Genomic DNA, 16,039 nt, shown 5'->3' with positions numbered 1-16,039 from the left:
TCGCGCCCAAAAGAAAGTCGCCGCAAGGTTTTCCACAAAACTGTGGACAAAAAAAACGCCCCGTCAAGCGGGGCGTTTTTTCAGCTACCGATCAGTGCCCGCCCAGATAGGCGTTACGCACCTCCTCGTTGACCAACAGCTCCTTGCCCGTGCCGGTCATACGGATATGGCCGTTGACCATCACGTAGGCGCGGTCCGAGAGTTTCAGCGCATGGTTGGCGTTCTGCTCCACCAGGAAGATGGTCATGCCGGTCTGCGCCAGCTCACGCAAGGTGGAAAAGATCTGCTTGACCACAATCGGTGCCAGGCCCAGCGACGGCTCATCGAGCAGCAGCAACTTGGGCCGGCTCATCAGCGCCCGGGCGATAGCGAGCATTTGCTGCTCGCCGCCGGACATGGTCATGGCGCGCTGGTTGCGCCGCTCCTTGAGCCGCGGGAACAGCTCGAACATACGCTGCATGTCCTCGCTGGCGAACTTGTCGCCAATGGGGATGGTGCCCATCATCAGGTTCTCTTCCACCGACATATCGGGGAACACCCGGCGGCCTTCCGGCGACTGGGCAATACCGTTGGAAGCGATGTAGTGCGATGACTTGTGGGTAATGTCGGTGCCACGGTAGATGATCTGCCCGGCCGCTGCCCGCGGCTGGCCGAAGATCGACATCAGCAGGGTCGACTTGCCGGCGCCGTTGGAGCCGATCAGGCTCACCGTTTCACCTTCATCGATATGCAGCGAGACTTTCTTCAGGGCCTGGATCGGCCCGTAGAACACGTCGATCTCTTTCAGTTCGAGGATCGGTGTACTCATACCAGTTCCTCTTCATCGGCGCCCAGGTAGGCGGCAATCACCGTCGGGTTGTGACGGATGTCCTGTGGCGCGCCCTCAGCGATCACGTTGCCGTGGTCAAGCACCACGATATGGTCGGAAATGCTCATGACCATGCCCATGTCGTGCTCGATCAGCACCACGGTCAGGTCATGCTCGTCGCGCAGCACACGGATCATCTTGCTCAGCGCTTCGGTTTCCTGCGGGTTGAGGCCGGCGGCCGGTTCGTCCAGGCAGATGATCTGCGGGCGCGTGCACATGGCCCGGGCAATTTCCAGGCGACGTTGCTGCCCGTACGACAGCTCACCGGCCAGGCGGTTGGCACAGTCGACCAGGTCGACCACTTCCAGCCAGTAGAAGGCATGGTCCAGGGCATCGCTTTCGGCCTTGCGGTAGCCCTTGGTGTTGAGCACGCCGGCCAGCAGGTTGCGGTTGACCCACATGTGCTGGGCCACCAGCAGGTTCTCGACCACCGACATTTCCCGGAACAGGCGGATGTTCTGGAAGGTCCGCGCCAGCCCGGCGCGGTTGACCAGGTGGGTACCGCCGAACATCTTGTAGTGCAGGCGGTTGATGAAGCGCTTGGGCGAGACGAAATCGCCCAGCTGGAAGCGTTCGCCCAACAGCTGGATGACGTTGGTGCGGGTGCCGCGCAGGTTCAGTTCGATCTTGCCGCCACTGGCCTTGTAGAAGCCGGTCAGGCAGTTGAACACCGTGGTCTTGCCCGCACCGTTGGGGCCGATCAGGGCGAAGATCTGGTTGCGTCTGACCTTGAGGCTGACATCGCTGAGCGCCTTGATGCCGCCGAACTGCATCATCAGGTTTTCAACCGAGAGAATCACGTCATCGCTCATGGCGCCACTCCTTTACGCGGAACTACACCGGTACGGCTGATGCGAATCAGGCCGCGCGGTCTCCAGATCATCATCAACACCATCAGCACGCCGAACAACAGCACCCGGTATTCGGAGAAGCTGCGCAGCAGTTCCGGCGCCACCGTCAGCACGAACGCGGCGATCACCACGCCGACGGTCGAGCCCATGCCGCCGAGCACGACAATGGCGAGGATCAGCGCCGACTCGAAAAAGGTGAACGACGACGGGTTGACGAAACCCTGGTAACTGGCAAAGAACACCCCGGCAAGGCCGGCGGTGGAGGCGCCGAGGGTGAAGGCCGAGAGTTTCACCAACACATGATTCAAGCCCATGGAGCGGCAGGCGATCTCATCTTCGCGCAACGCTTCCCAGGCGCGGCCGACCGGCATGCGGGTCAGCCGGTGCTTGATGTACAGCACCGCCAGCACCACCAGGAACAGCACGATGTAGATGAACAGGAATTTCACATTGGGGTTGTAGGCGATGCCGAAAAACTCATGGAAAGGCACCCCGCCGTCCTTGGCCCGGCGGCCAAACTCCAGGCCCATGAACGTTGGCGACGGCACCGGCATGCCATTGGGGCCACCGGTAAACGACAACCAGTTGTTCAGTATCAGCCGGATGATTTCGCCAAAGCCCAGGGTGACGATGGCCAGGTAGTCGCCATGCATCCTCAGCACCGGGAAGCCCAATATGCACCCGGCCAGCGCCGCCGCGATCGCCGCCAGTGGCAACACAGTCCAGAAGCCCAGGCCCAGGTACTGGTAACCCAGGGCCAGGCCATAGGCGCCGATGGCGTAGAAGGCCACGTAGCCCAGGTCGAGCAGGCCGGCAAGGCCCACCACGATGTTCAGGCCCAGGCCCAGCAGCACGTAGATCAGGCCGAGGATGACCACGGTCAGCAGGTACTTGTTGGCGAAGAACGGGAAGACGATGGCAATCACGATCAGTGCCGGGATGATCCAGCGCAGCCGCGATTTGTAGTCTGGCGCCAGCACGTGCACCCCGGAGCCGCTGCCCTCGAAGCCCTGGAGGATCGACTGGCCCTTGGGTGTCTGCAGGAACAAGCTGAGCAAGAAACGCCCGGCCATGACCCCGGCCACCAGCCAGGCAACACGGGTGGGTTCAAGGTTGAAGCTGTAGCCGTCGAGCACCACGCCGACGATGGGCCCGAACACGATCAGGGAAATCAGCCCGGCGAGAATCGCATCGATCAGGCTGCGCTTGATATCGAATGTAGTTGTATTGGCAGCAGACATACTTACACCTTCGCCACGAGTGGGCGACCCAGCAGGCCTTGGGGACGGAAGATCAGAATCAGCACCAGCAGCGAGAAGCTGAACACGTCCTTGTAGTCGGAGTTGATCAGCCCGGAGAACAACGACTCGGAAATCCCGAGGATGATCCCGCCGAGCATGGCGCCCGGTAATGAGCCGATGCCACCGAGGACCGCAGCGGTGAAGGCCTTGATGCCGATGATGAAGCCGGCATAGAAGTCGAAGGTGCCATAGTTCATGGTGATCAGCACGCCGGCCAGGGCCGCCATGACTGCACCGATGACAAACACATAGGAGATCACCCGGTCAGTGTTGATACCGAGGATCGAGGCCATCTTGCGATCCTGCTGGGTGGCCCGGCACATGCGCCCGAGCTTGGTGAACTTGATGATGTAGGTAAGCGCCGCCATGCCGACGAAGGCCGCCACCAGGATGAAGATCTTGGTGTAGGTCAGTTGCACGAAACCGGTGCCCACTTCGACGCGCCAGGCGCCTTCAAGCAGGGTCGGTACGCCTTGCTGGCGTGCGCCCTGGCTGATCTGCGCGTAGTTCTGCAGGATCAGCGAGATGCCGATGGCACTGATCAGCGGCGCCAGGCGGGTGGAGTTGCGCAGGGGTTTGTAGGCGATGCGTTCGATGGTCCAGCCGTAGACTCCGGTGACCACCACCGTGAAGATCAGCGTCCCGAGCATCAGCAAGGGGAAGGATTCGATACCGAAATACGCCAGCAATGCCAGGCTGATTGCCGCCAGGTACGCGGAAATCATATACACCTCGCCGTGCGCGAAGTTGATCATGCCGATAATGCCATAGACCATTGTGTAGCCGATGGCGATCAGGCCATAGACAGACCCGAGGGTCAGCCCGTTGACCAGTTGCTGCAGGAAAATACCATCCATAACGCAATCTCACGTATTTGAGATTGCACAAGCGCCGACTACGGTGAGCCCCGGATGAAGCGGCCCTCGCAGCGCAGGGTTGTGCAGATCTACGAGAAAAGACAGGTACGGCGCAAAACCGGGTAGCGACCCGGGCACAAGCCCGGGTCGCCTACCGTTGTTATTTTTGTTTTTCCAGTTGGTGATACTTGCCGTCCTTGTCCCACTGGTAGACCACGTAGTCGGAGACCGTCAGGTCGCCCTTGGTGTCCCACTTCTTCTCGCCCATCACGGTTTGCACCGGATTGGCCTTGAGCCACTTGGCAGCGTCTTCGCCCTTGTTCGACTTGGCGCCGTTGAACGCTGCAGCCAGGGCCTGGACCGAGGCGTAGGCGTACAGGGTGTAGCCTTCTGGCTCGGTACCGCCTTTGCGGAACTCCTCGACCACGGCCTTGCTGTCTGGCAGCAGGCGCGGGTCGGCGCCGAAGGTCATGTACACGCCATCGACGTACTGTGGGCCACCAGCGGTGGAGACCAGTTCGTCGGTTACGATGCCGTCATCGGACATGAACTTGACGTCTTTCAGACCCGCCTCACGTAGTTGCCGCACCAGAGGACCCGCTTCCGGATGCAGGCCACCGAAGTAGACGACATCGGCACCAGCGCCGCGAATCTTGGTGACCACGGCACTGAAGTCTTTCTCGCCCCGGGTCAGGCCTTCGTAAAGAACGGGTTTCACGCCACGCTTCTCAAGCTGGGCCTTGGTGGCATCCGCCAGGCCCTGGCCGTAAGTGTCCTTGTCATGCAGGACCACGACCTTCTTGCCTTTGAGCACGTCGACGATGTAGTCGCCGGCGACGATACCCTGCTGATCGTCACGCCCGCACATGCGGAACATGCCGGTCAGGCCGCGTTCGGTAACTGCCGGGTTGGTCGAACCCGGGGTGATTGCGATGACACCGGCCTCGTCATACACCTCAGAGGCCGGAATGGTGTTGGACGAGCAGAAGTGCCCGACCACACCGATGACCTTGTCCTGGTCAACCAGGCGGTTGGCCACGGCCACGGCCTGTTTCGGCTCGCAGGCGTCGTCACCCTTGACCAGCACGATCTTCTCGCCGTTGACCCCGCCCGCGGCATTGACCTTGTCGGCTGCCGCCTGTGCACCTTTCATGTACTGCTCGCCAAACGCTGCGTTGGCACCGGTCATCGGGCCTGCTACGCCGATCTTGATGTCGGCCTGAACATACGAAGAAATGCCCAGCGCCGTAGCCACGGCGAGGGCCAGAAAGCCTTTCTTGTAAAACGTCTGCGACATGAGGTGGTGCTCCTGGAGTTTTTTTTGGTTGGCACTACAACTTTCAGCAATTGCTCTGAGCAAGGGCCGTGCCATTGGTTTTTTATTCTGGAAAAACTCGTGAACAAGTTGCGCAGCAAGGATTCGCGGCCTTTTTTTACTGGTCGTGCAACCGTCTGCCTTACGGAAAGCGCCACCCGCCCCGACAAAAAAGAGCAACCGCGAAGTGCCATCATTGCAACCCTGGGTTTTGGTTACGTGCAACCAGCCTGTAACAGGATGCGTAACCGAACTGCACATCCTTGGTGCGCGACTGCTACAGCGGGCACCATTACAGGCTAGTCGCTGACCGCTAAAAGCGCCGCTACCTGTAGCCTGCTACCGAATTACCCCTGCCCCGGCCTGCCCTCATGGCGACAAAGGCTGGCACAATGCGCAAGTCTGTGCGTCATCACTGGCGGTGATGGCGTGCGCCCCCTTTGGAGCCCCCTATGAGCGAGAGTGCATTTGCCGATCGCATCGTGCAGAACCTGCTCGACACCGATTTCTACAAGCTGACCATGATGCAGGCCGTGCTGCACAACTACCCCAACGTCGATGTCGAGTGGGAATTCCGCTGCCGCAACGGTGAAGACCTGCGCCCTTATCTGGCGCAGATCCGCGAACAGATCGAGCAGCTGTGCGAACTGAGCCTGGGTAATGGCCAGCTGGGCTTCCTTGAACAGATCAGCTTCATGAAGCCGGACTTCCTGCGCTTTCTCGGGCTGTTTCGCTTCAACCTGCGCTACCTGCAACTGGGGGTCGAGAACGATCAGCTGTACCTGCGCCTGCGCGGGCCCTGGCTGCACGTGATCCTGTTTGAAGTGCCATTGCTGGCGATCATCAGCGAAGTGCGCAACCGCCATCGTCATCCCCAGGCAAAACTGAGCGATGCCCGCGACCAGTTGTATCGCAAGTTCGACTGGCTCAAGGCCAATGCCAGCAGCGAGGAACTGGCCGAGCTGCAGGTGGCCGACTTCGGCACCCGCCGACGCTTCTCCTACAAGGTTCAGGAAGAAGTGGTACGGGTACTCAAGGATGATTTCCCGGCGCGCTTCGTCGGCACCAGCAACGTGCACCTGGCACGGAAACTGGATATCAAGCCGCTGGGGACCATGGCCCATGAATGGATCATGGCCCACCAGCAACTGGGGCCGCGGCTGATCGACAGCCAGATCGCCGCGCTCGACTGCTGGGTGCGCGAATACCGCGGGCTGCTTGGCATCGCCCTGACCGATTGCATCACCATGGATGCCTTCCTGACCGATTTCGACCTGTACTTCGCCAAGCTGTTCGATGGCCTGCGCCATGACTCGGGCGACCCGGTGCAATGGGCGGAAAAGGCCATCGCCCACTACCGCAAGCTGGGAATCGACCCGATGACCAAGACCCTGGTGTTCTCCGACGGCCTGAACCTGACCAAGTCGCTGGAGATCTTCCGTGCCCTGCGCGGGCGGATCAACGTCAGCTTCGGCATCGGCACCAACCTCACCTGCGACCTGCCCGGGGTGGCGCCGATGAGCATCGTGCTTAAAATGACCGACTGTAACGGCCAGCCCGTCGCCAAGATTTCCGATGAGGCGGCCAAGACCCAATGCCGCGACGAAAACTTCGTCGCCTACCTGCGCCACGTCTTCAAAGTGTCCAAGGAGTAATTCATGCAAGCCGTCCAGCGAGAGATTGCCCAAGCGCTCAAGGTCCAGCCGCCGTTCGCCGACAGCGCCGCGCTCGAAGCCGAAGTGACCCGGCGCGTGGCCTTCATCAAGACCTGCCTGAACAACGCACGGCTAAAGACCCTGGTGCTGGGCATCAGTGGCGGCGTCGACTCGCTGACCGCCGCGCTGATGGCGCAACGGGCGATCAATGAATTGCGCAGCGAGAGCGGTGACGCGCAGTACCGCTTCATTGCCGTGCGCCTGCCCTATCAGGTGCAGCACGACGAACACGACGCCCAGGCCTGCCTGGAGGTGATCAAGGCCGACGAGGTGCACACCGTCGACATCGCCCCGGCCGTGCGCGCCCTGGCAGCCGAGGTCAAGGCCCTGGAGAACGGCTCGCCGGCGATGGTCGACTTCGTCGTCGGCAACACCAAGGCGCGCATGCGCATGGTTGCCCAGTACACCATCGCCGGCGCCCGTCAGGGCCTGGTGATCGGCACCGACCATGCCGCCGAAGCGGTGATGGGTTTCTTTACCAAATTTGGTGATGGTTCCTGCGACCTGGCGCCGCTCAGTGGCCTGGTGAAGAACCAGGTACGGGCCATCGCCCGCAGCTTTGGCACGCCGGAATCACTGGTGGAGAAGGTCCCGACCGCAGACCTGGAAGACCTGGCGCCCGGCAAGCCGGACGAAGCGTCCCACGGCGTGACCTATGCGCAGATCGATGCGTTTTTGCATGGCGAGCCGGTGAGCCAGGAAGCCTTCGACATCATCAGTGCCACGTACCGCAAGACCCAGCACAAGCGCGAGATGCCATTCGCGCCTTGAGGCGCTGATTGAATCGCCGGCAACGCCGGCTCCCACGGTAATCGGTGTGGGAGCCGGCGTTGCCGGCGATGGGCTGCAAAGCAGCCCCAGGGCAATTACTTCAGGGTAATGGTGCCTTTCATCATCGAGATGTGGCCAGGGAACGAGCAGAAGAAGCCGTACTTCTCGTCCGCCTTGAGCTTGGACACGTCGATGGTCAGCGAATCCTTCTCGCCAGCGCCAATGATCTTGGTGTGGGCGATCACGCGCGCGTCGCCTTCTTTCAGGTAGCTCTTGTCGATGCCGGCAGCCAGGCCTTCGGTGGCGATCGGCTGCATGTCAGATTCTTTGCTGATGACCAGGTTGTGGCCCATGACGTTCTTCGGCAACGAACCGGAGTGGGTCAGCTCGACGGTGAAGGTCTTGCAGCTCTTGTCGATTTCCAGAGCCTTGGTGTTGAACGACATCTGGTCGGTGGAGTCGATCGTCGCCTTGCACTCAGCGGCAAATACCTGAGTGCTGGCGAGGGTCAGCAAGGATACTGCAACAACTTTGGCAAACATCGTGAATCTCCATGGCAGGGGTTTTTATCAGTTTGAAGACTGCCTGAAACCGCAAGGCCGGCCCATGATGTGGGTCAAGCGCTGGCCGAAGAGCCAGGCAGTAAATTTGTTCTATGGATTGTATACAGGAAATCTAAGTGCCCATCATGCACCTTTGAGGGAGGATGAGACAACCTCTCATTTAGGAGTAAATGATCATGTCCTTTGGTACTTTCCTCAACGGCCTCCTGGCCGCCTACGCCTGCGGTGCTGCGGGCGCGTCGTGCGAGTTTGCCCGGCCAGAATGAATGCTGCGGGCTTGGAAGCGAGCGGCCAGCGCCTTACTCTGTGTGCGCTTGTAACCGGAGAGAAGCAATGCCCGTACGTTCCGTTTGTGTGTTCTGTGGCGCCAGCACCGGCGTCAACCCAGCCTACCGCGAGGCGGCCATCGCCCTCGGCCAGGCCATCGCCGCGCGCGGCCTGACCCTGGTCTACGGCGGTGGCGCCGTGGGCCTGATGGGTATCGTTGCCGATGCGGCCATGGCTGCGGGTGGCGAGGTGATCGGCATCATTCCCGAGGCGCTGAAAAACGCCGAGATTGGCCACACCGGCCTGACCCGCCTGGAAGTGGTCGACGGCATGCACGCGCGCAAAGCGCGCATGGCCGAGCTGAGCGACGCCTTCGTCGCCTTGCCAGGTGGCCTGGGCACCCTGGAAGAACTGTTCGAAGTCTGGACCTGGGGCCAGTTGGGCTACCACGCCAAGCCGCTGGGCCTGCTCGACGTCAACGGCTTCTACAGCAAGCTGGGCAGCTTCCTTGACCATGTGGTGGAAGAAGGCTTCGTGCGCCCGCAACACCGCGCCATGCTGCAACTGGCCGACTCACCGGCCGAGTTGCTCGACGCCATGGACAGCTTCGAAGCCCCCGTGCTACCCAAGTGGGTCGACAAGAAGCCTGATTGACCCGGCCTCATCGCTGGCAAGCCAGCTCCCACACCGCGCAGATCCTGTGGGAGCGGGACTTGCCCGCGATCGAGCGCGAAGCGGTCGCTATCCAGGCGACATGGCTTCATCGCGGGTCAAGCCCGCTCCTGCAAAGCAGCAGCTTCATCCCGCGGCATCACCGTGACCTGCACCTCCGGGTCATGGCTGCCGCCTCCAAGGATCACCCCGCGCAACGGCGACACATCGGAAAAATCCCGGCCCCAGGCCAGGGTGATGTGCTCCAGCGCCGGCCGCAGGTTGTTGGTGGGGTCGAAATCAATCCAGCCCTGCCCCGGGCAGAACACCGAAACCCACGCATGCGAGGCATCGGCGCCAATCAGCCGAGGCTGGCCAGGTGGCGGTCGGGTCAACAGGTAGCCGCTGACATAACGCGCAGCCAGACCACGCGAACGCAGGCAGGCGAGCATCAGGTGGGCAAAGTCCTGGCACACCCCGCGACGGCGCTCCAGCACCTCTACCAGTGGCGTGGCGACCTGGGTGGCGTCGGCGTCGAAGGTGAATTCGCTGAAGATCTTCTCCATCAACGCCTGCACGCCTTCCAGCAACGCCCGCCCGGGTTCGAAACAGGATTCGCTGAAAACAACGAAGCGCTGCTTGAGACGCACATAAGGCGACTCAAAACGGTAGCGACAGGCTTCGAAAAACTCCGCCACCAACGGCTGACTGGCATAGGTCAGGGCATCGCGCACCCGCTCCCAGGCGGGCGAGGCGGCAAAGTCCGGCGCGTCCCGCTCCAGCACTTCAACCTGCAAGCGCGCCACCACCCGCAATTGCTCATGCTGGCGCTCGAAGGCCAGGCGGGTCAGCGGGTTGCCGAATACATCCCACTCATCACGCCGCTGGGTTGGCTGCGGGCTGACCTGCAGGGCCTGGGCCGTGCAGCGTTGCCAGGCGCAAGGCCGTGGCCACAGGTGCGCCAGCTGCTGGGCCAGGGACACCGGGCTGTCGTAGCGGTAATGGGTGTCGTGAATGATCTGGTAGTGCGCACTCATCACAGTGACACCGTCTGTTGGCTGACATCATCGACGTGAGCGAAATGGCGCAAGGCCAGGCGCTCGGAGATCTCGCCACTGGCGAGGGCGACCGCTTGCAGCAGATCGGCAAGGCCGGACAGCACTGCCTGCACGCTGGCGCTGCCGAACAAGGGATCTTCCAGGCTGCGCAGGTCGAAGTGACGCAACTGCTCGGCCAGCAGGGCCAGGGCCGGATCGCAGGGGCTGTCGAACTCCTCGCTCAAGCGCTGATTGGCGCGCACCAGCAGCTTGAGCTGAAACAGCACGGCATGGGGGTTCTGTTCATCGAGCAGGAGCAAATCGAGCACCGGGATCAACTGCGCGACGGCCAGATAGCGCGAACGATAGGTGATGCTGCTGTTGCCCAGCTCCAGCAACCATTCGAGCCCGGCCTGGTCGTACACCGCCGGCCCGCGCAGAAACGCCGCCAGGCTGCTGCACAGCGACTGCAGGCGCTCGATGCGTCGACCGATCATCAAGAAACGCCAGCCCTCGTCGCGGGTCATGTCGTCGAGGGCAAAACCCGACAGTGCCGCCAGCGACATCACCAGGCGGTTGAGAAAATCCACCCGCTCACCGAAATCCGCCTCGGCATCCTCCAGGCATTGCGCCTCACGCTGCAGCTCGACCAGCGCCTGCCAGTTCTCCCGCGAGAGCTTGCCGCGCACCTGGGAGGCCGCCCATTGCAGGCGCTGCAAGTTGGCGCGCAGGCTGAAGGCCCAGTCGGCATCATCCAGCGCCGCACGCAGGCGCTCGGGCAATTCGCCCTCCTCCGGCAACAACGACAACTCATCGGCCAGTTCCACCGCGGCCTGCAAGGCCAGCGGGTCGTCGCCGTCCAGGTAACGGGTGAGAATGATCCGCAGCAAACGCGCACTGGCATCGCAGCGCTCGCAGTAACGCCCGAACCAGTACAGGTTCTCCACTACCCGTGACGGCAGATAAGGGTCCTGGCGGATCAGCTCGGCCACGCCGATGCTGCGCTGGGTCCGCCATTGCTCGCCCGCTGGCGCAGCGTCGCCAAGCACCCAGGTGTCCTTGCTGGCACCACCGCGCTGCATCGACACCACTTCGGCATCGGCCTGGGCGGCAACCCGGGTCAGGCCACCGGGCAGTACCCGATAACCCTCGGCCGAGGCCACGGCGTACACGCGCATGCCGATGGCCCGCGGCTGCAACTGGCCCTTCTCGGCCTGCCATACCGGCGCCTGGGACAGTTGTGCCAGCTCCTGGGCCACGTAGGCGTACGGCCGGGCCTGGATGCGAGCGGCCAGGGCCTGGCGCTGGGCCGGGTCGAGATCACGACCGAATACCGGGCTGAAGCTCTGCGAGGGGAACGCCGGCTTGACCAACAGCTTGGGCAACTGCTCCAGCGCCCGCGCCATCACCGGTGGCTCACCGCACCACCAGGTGGCGATGGACGGCAGGCTCAGGTCTTCAGCGAACAGGCGCTGGTTGATCGCCGGTAAAAAGCCGAGCAGCCCTGGCGACTCGAGCACGCCGCTGCCCAGCGCATTGGCCACCAGTACCCGGCCCTGGCGCACGGCATCAAGCAAACCGGGCACGCCCAGGGCCGAATCGGTGCGCAGCTCCAGCGGGTCGCAGAAATCATCGTCCAGACGCCGCATGATCGCGTGCACCCGGCGCAGGCCGCTCAAGGTCTTGAGGTACACCGTGGCATCGCGCACGGTCAGGTCGCTGCCCTCGACCAGTGGATAACCCAGTTGCCGGGCCAGGTACAGGTGTTCGAAATAGCTCTCGTTGAAGCGCCCCGGGGTCAGCAACACCACCAGCGGCGCGTCCTTGGCACTGGGCGCCAGCCGCGCCAGGGTCTGTTGCAGGGTACGGAAAAAACCAGCCAGGTGCTGCACCTGCAGGTCGCGGTACAGCTCGGGCAGGGCTCGCGAGACGATGGTGCGGTTCTCCAGCGCGAAACCTGCGCCCGACGGCGCCTGGGTACGGTCGGCAGTGACCCACCAGCGACCGTCCGGGGCGCGGGCAAGGTCCACCGCATAGACATGCAGATAGGTCCCTTCAGGTGGAGCGATACCCTGGCAGGGCCAGAGAAAATTGTTATGGCCATAGACCAGTTCGGCCGGCAGCAGGCCTTCACGGATCAACTGTTGCGGCCCGTAGATATCGGCCAGCACCGCATTGAGCAATCGTGCGCGCTGTTCAACACCCGCCGCCAGCTGCTGCCATTCGGCGGCGGGCAGCAGGTGCGGCAACAGGTCCAGCTCCCACGGCCGGTCGGCACCCTTGGGGTCGGCATAGACATTGTAGGTGACGCCGTTCTCGCGTAACTGGCGGGTCAACGAGGCCTGGCGCTGGGCCAGTTGCGCCGGCCCGCTGCGCTGCAGGTAGGCACACAAGGGCTGCCAATGCTCACGCACCGCGCCTTGGCTTTCGAGCATCTCGTGATAGGTCCCCGCACTCAGCGGGTAAGCATCAAACAGGTCAGGCATGGCAATGCTCGAAGGCCACAAGTCAGTTCAGAGTAACGCTCAGCTGCGGCGCAAATCCAGGGTAAAGGGTAGTTCCGGGTTTACCTGCAGCACAGGTACGTCCACTACGCCCGGGCTATGCCCAAGGCGGAAAAAGCGCGCCTGACGCCGGCTCTGGGCTTCGTTGGCATTGACCGGCAGGGTCTGGTAATTGCGCCCGCCCGGATGGGCGACATGGTATTGGCAGCCGCCCAGCGAACGGCCCATCCAGGTGTCGAGCAGGTCGAACACCAGCGGCGCATGCACCGCGATGGTCGGCTGCAAACAATTGGCCGGCTGCCAGGCGCGATAACGCACGGCGGCGACAAACTCACCGACCCGCCCGGTTGGCTGCAAGGGTAGCGCCCGACCATTACAAGTCAGCTGATAACGCTCCGGCGGCATGCCGCTGACCTTGACCTGCAGGCGTTCCAGCGACGAATCGACATAACGTACGGCGGCACCGCCACTGCCCTCCTCGCCCAGTACATGCCAGGGCTCCAGGGCCTGGCGCAGCTCCAGCTCGATACCGTTGACGGCATAGTCGCCGACCTTGGGAAAGCGAAACTCCAGGTGCGCTGCGAACCACTCGGCACGCAGCGGGTAGCCTGCGGCATTGAGCTCGACCAGTACATCAGCGAAGTCCTGCTCGATAAAGTGCGGCAGCATGAAGCGGTCGTGCAGCTCGGTCCCCCAGCGGGCCAGGCGCTTGGGCGCATAGGGTTCACGCCAGAAACGCGCGACCAAGGCGCGCAGCAAAAGCTGCTGGACCAGGCTCATGCGCGCATGAGGCGGCATCTCGAAGGCGCGCAGTTCCAGCAAACCCAGGCGCCCGGCCGGACCATCCGGGGAGTACAGCTTGTCGATGCAGAACTCGGCGCGGTGGGTATTGCCGGTGACGTCGATCAGCAGGTTACGCAGTAGCCGGTCGACCAGCCAGGGCGGGCAGTCCTCACCGACATCGGGCATCTGCGCGAAGGCAATTTCCAGTTCATAGAGAGCGTCGTTACGCGCTTCATCCACCCGCGGCGCCTGGGAAGTCGGACCGATGAACAGGCCGGAAAACAGGTAGGACAGCGATGGATGGTTGTGCCAATAGCTGATCAGGCTGCGTAGCAGATCGGGCCGGCGCAGGAACGGCGAGTCGGCCGGAGTCGCGCCGCCGAGCACAAAATGGTTGCCGCCGCCGGTACCGGTGTGGCGACCGTCGATCATGAATTTTTCGCTGCTCAGGCGGCTCAGGCGCGCCTGTTCGTAGAGGAACTCGGTGCGCTCCACCAACTCGTCCCAACTGGCCGAAGGCTGCACGTTGACCTCAATGACACCGGGATCTGGCGTGACCTTGAAGTTGGCCAGGCGCGGGTCGGCCGGCGGTTCGTAGCCTTCGAGGATGACCGGGCAATGCAGCTCGGCGGCGGTGGCTTCGATCGCCGTGACCAGCTCCAGGTAATCCTCCAGCCGTGATAACGGCGGCATGAACAGGTACAGGCGACCTTCACGCGGTTCGGCGCACAGGGCCGTGCGGGTCAGCCAGTCGGCCGAGGCATCGATCTCGGGGGCTGTGCGTTCCTTTTCGTCCACTGCATGCCCAGCGCTCGCCCGGGCCAACGCATCGCCGGCGGGCAAATCGCCCAGCACCTGGTTCGGGTCGGTCGGATGCACATAGGGGTATTCAGCGGCCTTGACCCAGGGCTGCGCGGCCAGCGGCAGGCGGTAACCCAGTGGTGAATCGCCAGGCACCAACCGGCAATGCTCATCGCGCAAGTACCAGCGCCCGCTTTGCCAGCGCTCTTCGTCGGCACTGCGGGCCAACGGCAGAACCTGGCCGATGACCTTGTCCAGGCCCTGGCTGAACACTTTGCGCAATCGAGCGCGCTCCATCTCGTCGTCCAGCCGTGCATCGTCGACGCGTACATTGGACGGCAGGCCGCCCTCGCGCCACAGGTAATAGAGCTGGTCCTCGTAGGCGGCGAAGACATAGCGCGGCGGCAACTTCAAACGCTCGGCAACGCTGGCCAGGAAGCGCCCGGCCAAGTCGCTGTCGGCGCCAAGGTCTTCCTGTTCGTCGGCAATCAACGCCGGGTTGCTCCACAGCGGCACACCGTCACGCCGCCAGAAGCAGTTGAGCGACCAGCGCGGCAACTGCTCACCCGGGTACCACTTGCCCTGACCGAAATGCACCAGGGCGCTGGGCGCGTAATGCTTGTACAGACGCTGGAACAGCTCGCCAGCGAGGCGCCGCTTGTTCGCGCCCAACGCTGCCGTGTTCCACTCGGCGCCGTCAGGGTCGTCGATGGCAACGAAGGTCGGCTCGCCGCCCATGGTCAGGCGCACATCCGCCGCTTTCAGATCGCTATCCACCTGGCGCCCGAGGGCGACGATGGCCTGCCATTGCTCATCGCTGTAGGGCAGCGTCACCCGTGGTGATTCCCACAGGCGCTCGACGCTCATTTCATGTTCAAAGGTGCATTCGCAGGGCTCGACCAAGCCGCTGATCGGCGCCGCTGAAGTCGGATCGGGGCTACAGGCCAATGGGATATGACCTTCGCCGGCAAACAGCCCTGAGGTGGCATCCAGGCCGATCCAGCCGGCGCCGGGCAGGTACACCTCGCACCAGGCATGCAGGTCGGTGAAATCTTCTTCGGTACCCGCCGGCCCGTCCAGCGACTTGATGTCGGCGGTCAGTTGAATCAGATAGCCGGAGACAAACCGCGCCGCCAGGCCCAGGTGACGCAGCAACTGCACCAGCAGCCAGGCCGAATCACGGCAAGAGCCGGAGCCCAGTTCCAGGGTTTGCTCCGGGGTTTGCACACCGGGTTCGAGGCGGATCAGGTAACTGATGTCTTCGCTCAGGCGCTGGTTCAGGGCAACCAGGAAATCGACGCTGGCTTGCGGCGTACGCTCGATGCTGTCCAGGTAGGTGGCGAACTTCGGCGTCAGCGGCAGTTGCTCCAGGTAGGGCAGCAGTTCGTGGCGTTCGTCACGGCCATAACTGAAGGGCATCTGCTCGGCGTAGGGTTCGAGGAAGAAGTCGAACGGGTTGAACACCGCCATCTCGGCGACCAGGTCGACTTCCACCCGCAGGCTGTCGGTTTTCTCCGGGAACACCAGGCGCGCCAGGTAATTGCCCTGTGGGTCCTGCTGCCAATTAATGAAATGCCCACCCGGCTGCACCTTCAGCGCGTAGGAGAGGATCCGTGTACGGCTGTGGGCGGCCGGGCGCAGGCGAACGATTTGCGGGCCCAGTTCAACTGCACGGTCGTAGCGGTACTCGGTGACATGGTGCAAGGCGACATGAATCGACACGGCGGGCCTCCTGCGAGCCTGGGCGGTAGCGGA

General features: G+C 62.9%; 12 protein-coding genes. 3 read left to right on the top strand and 9 right to left on the bottom strand.

The features are described 5' to 3' along the window. Positions 1–91 precede the first annotated feature (91 nt). The 5 genes from LOY45_RS02560 to LOY45_RS02540 all read right to left on the bottom strand — a co-directional run bounded on the left by LOY45_RS02560 (position 92) and on the right by LOY45_RS02540 (position 5,174). Positions 92–808 carry an ABC transporter ATP-binding protein gene (locus LOY45_RS02560; RefSeq protein ID WP_115089062.1) on the bottom strand — a complete coding sequence of 239 codons (717 nt, stop codon included), beginning with the start codon at positions 806–808 and terminating at the stop codon, positions 92–94. Continuing rightward, positions 805–1,680, bottom strand: a complete 876-nt coding sequence (locus LOY45_RS02555) for an ABC transporter ATP-binding protein (RefSeq protein ID WP_038997426.1) — start codon at positions 1,678–1,680, stop codon at positions 805–807. The genes LOY45_RS02560 and LOY45_RS02555 overlap by 4 nt, the downstream gene beginning before the upstream one ends. Then, positions 1,677–2,960 carry a high-affinity branched-chain amino acid ABC transporter permease LivM gene (gene livM, locus LOY45_RS02550; protein WP_115089064.1) on the bottom strand — a complete coding sequence of 428 codons (1,284 nt, stop codon included), beginning with the start codon at positions 2,958–2,960 and terminating at the stop codon, positions 1,677–1,679. The genes LOY45_RS02555 and livM overlap by 4 nt, the downstream gene beginning before the upstream one ends. A 2-nt stretch (positions 2,961–2,962) precedes the next feature. Continuing rightward, positions 2,963–3,877 (bottom strand): ABC transporter permease subunit, encoded by a 915-nt coding sequence (locus LOY45_RS02545; RefSeq protein ID WP_010221625.1) that lies wholly within the window; start codon positions 3,875–3,877, stop codon positions 2,963–2,965. A gap of 160 nt (positions 3,878–4,037) precedes the next feature. Next, complete coding sequence (locus tag LOY45_RS02540) at positions 4,038–5,174, bottom strand: branched-chain amino acid ABC transporter substrate-binding protein (RefSeq protein WP_115089065.1); 1,137 nt, start codon at positions 5,172–5,174, stop codon at positions 4,038–4,040. Between the two features lie 470 nt (positions 5,175–5,644). Between LOY45_RS02540 and pncB the strand changes: the two genes are divergently transcribed. Then, entirely contained in the window at positions 5,645–6,847 is a 1,203-nt protein-coding gene (gene pncB / locus LOY45_RS02535; protein ID WP_038997430.1) for a nicotinate phosphoribosyltransferase, read from the top strand. Between the two features lie 3 nt (positions 6,848–6,850). Continuing rightward, positions 6,851–7,678, top strand: coding sequence for an ammonia-dependent NAD(+) synthetase (gene nadE, locus LOY45_RS02530; protein ID WP_115089067.1), 828 nt, complete (start codon positions 6,851–6,853; stop codon positions 7,676–7,678). A gap of 95 nt (positions 7,679–7,773) precedes the next feature. Here nadE and azu read toward each other — a convergent pair whose 3' ends face one another. Further along, positions 7,774–8,220 (bottom strand): azurin, encoded by a 447-nt coding sequence (gene azu, locus LOY45_RS02525; RefSeq protein WP_258578703.1) that lies wholly within the window; start codon positions 8,218–8,220, stop codon positions 7,774–7,776. Positions 8,221–8,574: 354 nt separating this feature from the next. Between azu and LOY45_RS02520 the strand changes: the two genes are divergently transcribed. Beyond that, positions 8,575–9,162 carry an LOG family protein gene (locus tag LOY45_RS02520; protein WP_115089071.1) on the top strand — a complete coding sequence of 196 codons (588 nt, stop codon included), beginning with the start codon at positions 8,575–8,577 and terminating at the stop codon, positions 9,160–9,162. 116 nt (positions 9,163–9,278) lie between these two features. Here LOY45_RS02520 and LOY45_RS02515 read toward each other — a convergent pair whose 3' ends face one another. From LOY45_RS02515 to LOY45_RS02505, 3 genes are read right to left on the bottom strand one after another with little or no spacing between them, the layout of a single operon-like run. Continuing rightward, complete coding sequence (locus tag LOY45_RS02515) at positions 9,279–10,196, bottom strand: transglutaminase family protein (RefSeq protein ID WP_258578702.1); 918 nt, start codon at positions 10,194–10,196, stop codon at positions 9,279–9,281. Then, positions 10,196–12,682 (bottom strand): circularly permuted type 2 ATP-grasp protein, encoded by a 2,487-nt coding sequence (locus LOY45_RS02510; protein WP_258578701.1) that lies wholly within the window; start codon positions 12,680–12,682, stop codon positions 10,196–10,198. The genes LOY45_RS02515 and LOY45_RS02510 overlap by 1 nt, the downstream gene beginning before the upstream one ends. A 39-nt stretch (positions 12,683–12,721) precedes the next feature. After that, entirely contained in the window at positions 12,722–16,006 is a 3,285-nt protein-coding gene (locus LOY45_RS02505; protein WP_258578700.1) for a transglutaminase family protein, read from the bottom strand. Between the last annotated feature and the right edge of the window lie 33 nt (positions 16,007–16,039).

Origin of the sequence: Pseudomonas wadenswilerensis (assembly GCF_024749185.1) — a bacterium.
Classification (GTDB): domain Bacteria; phylum Pseudomonadota; class Gammaproteobacteria; order Pseudomonadales; family Pseudomonadaceae; genus Aquipseudomonas; species Aquipseudomonas wadenswilerensis.
This window is presented reverse-complemented; position numbering and strand designations above follow the sequence as displayed.

What these genes read in the sequence shown, in the direction of transcription:
- pncB (WP_038997430.1), top strand. Translation starts at nt 5,645, where the DNA reads ATGAGCGAGAGTGCATTTGCCGATCGCATCGTGCAGAACCTGCTCGAC.
- LOY45_RS02555 (WP_038997426.1), bottom strand. Translation starts at nt 1,680, where the DNA reads ATGAGCGATGACGTGATTCTCTCGGTTGAAAACCTGATGATGCAGTTC.
- azu (WP_258578703.1), bottom strand. Translation starts at nt 8,220, where the DNA reads ATGTTTGCCAAAGTTGTTGCAGTATCCTTGCTGACCCTCGCCAGCACT.
- LOY45_RS02520 (WP_115089071.1), top strand. Translation starts at nt 8,575, where the DNA reads ATGCCCGTACGTTCCGTTTGTGTGTTCTGTGGCGCCAGCACCGGCGTC.
- LOY45_RS02510 (WP_258578701.1), bottom strand. Translation starts at nt 12,682, where the DNA reads ATGCCTGACCTGTTTGATGCTTACCCGCTGAGTGCGGGGACCTATCAC.
- LOY45_RS02515 (WP_258578702.1), bottom strand. Translation starts at nt 10,196, where the DNA reads ATGAGTGCGCACTACCAGATCATTCACGACACCCATTACCGCTACGAC.
- LOY45_RS02545 (WP_010221625.1), bottom strand. Translation starts at nt 3,877, where the DNA reads ATGGATGGTATTTTCCTGCAGCAACTGGTCAACGGGCTGACCCTCGGG.
- LOY45_RS02540 (WP_115089065.1), bottom strand. Translation starts at nt 5,174, where the DNA reads ATGTCGCAGACGTTTTACAAGAAAGGCTTTCTGGCCCTCGCCGTGGCT.
- LOY45_RS02560 (WP_115089062.1), bottom strand. Translation starts at nt 808, where the DNA reads ATGAGTACACCGATCCTCGAACTGAAAGAGATCGACGTGTTCTACGGG.
- livM (WP_115089064.1), bottom strand. Translation starts at nt 2,960, where the DNA reads ATGTCTGCTGCCAATACAACTACATTCGATATCAAGCGCAGCCTGATC.
- nadE (WP_115089067.1), top strand. Translation starts at nt 6,851, where the DNA reads ATGCAAGCCGTCCAGCGAGAGATTGCCCAAGCGCTCAAGGTCCAGCCG.